The 1306-nt window shown below is 29.2% G+C and carries 1 protein-coding gene; it reads left to right on the top strand.

Features of this window, described 5'->3' with window-relative positions:
• The coding region (locus CD116_RS03615) for an IS1182-like element ISSau3 family transposase (RefSeq protein WP_103325186.1) at positions 1–1306 on the top strand (1306 nt) is incomplete at both ends.

Here is a 1306-nt window from a genome sequence, read left to right as displayed (position 1 = left end):
GAATCTTTATTTATTCAGTTCCATAGTCAATGTTTAAAGCAAAATCTTATTGATAATAATTCAATTTTTATTGATGGTACAAAAGTAGAAGCTAATGCCAATAGATATACATTTGTGTGGAAGAAAAGTATTCAAAATCACGAATCGAAATTGAACGAAAATTCAAAAGCATTATATCGTGACTTAGTTGAAGAAAAAATAATACCAGAGATAAAAGAAGATGGAGATAGCGATTTAACAATAGAAGAAATAGATTTAATTGGTAGTCATTTAGATAAAGAAATCGAAGATTTAAATCATTCTATTGAGAACGAAGATTGTGCTCAAATTAGAAAACAGACCCGTAAAAAAAGAACTGAGATTAAGAAGTTCAAAAAGAAATTTGATGATTATTCCGAAAGAAAAAGTAAATATGAAGAACAAAAATCGATTCTTAAAGATAGAAATAGCTTTTCTAAAACTGATCATGATGCAACTTTTATGAGAATGAAGGAAGACCATATGAAAAATGGCCAACTTAAGCCAGGATACAATTTACAAATAGCGACAAATTCTCAATTTGTTTTATCCTATGACCTATTTCAAAACCCGACAGATACTAGAACTTTAATTCCATTTTTAACAATGATTCAAAATACCTTCGGTTATTTACCGGAGTATATTGTAGCTGATGCAGGTTATGGTAGTGAGCAAAACTATATGGCTATTATAGATGACTTTAATAAAACGCCACTTATTACGTATGGCATGTTTATTAAAGATAAAACGAGAAAGTTTAAAAGTGACATTTTTAACACTCAAAATTGGAAATATGACGAACTTAATGATGAATTTATATGTCCTAATAACAAAAGAATTGGTTTTAAAAGATATGCATACCGTAATGATAGATATGGTTTTAAACGTGACTTCAAGCTATATGAATGCGATGACTGTTCAGCATGTTCTTTGAGGCAACAATGCATGAAGCCAAATTCGAAATCCAATAAGAAAATCATGAAGAATTATAATTGGGAATACTTTAAAGCCCAAATTAATCAAAAGCTTTCTGAACCAGAAACGAAAAAAATCTATAGTCAAAGAAAAATTGATGTAGAGCCTGTTTTTGGATTTATGAAGGCTATTTTGGGTTTCACTCGAATGTCAGTTCGAGGAATAAATAAAGTTAAACGAGAGCTAGGTTTTGTATTAATGGCACTTAATATAAGGAAAATAGCAGCTCAACGAGCTGTACATTATAAAATACATATCAAAAAAGCTGATTTCTATCAAATAATTAATAGAAATCAGCTTTTTTACATTGCCT

This window comes from Staphylococcus schweitzeri, assembly GCF_002902405.1.
Lineage (GTDB): Bacteria > Bacillota > Bacilli > Staphylococcales > Staphylococcaceae > Staphylococcus > Staphylococcus schweitzeri.
Note: the sequence above shows the minus strand (reverse complement) of the source record. Positions and strands in the feature narration are given on the sequence as shown.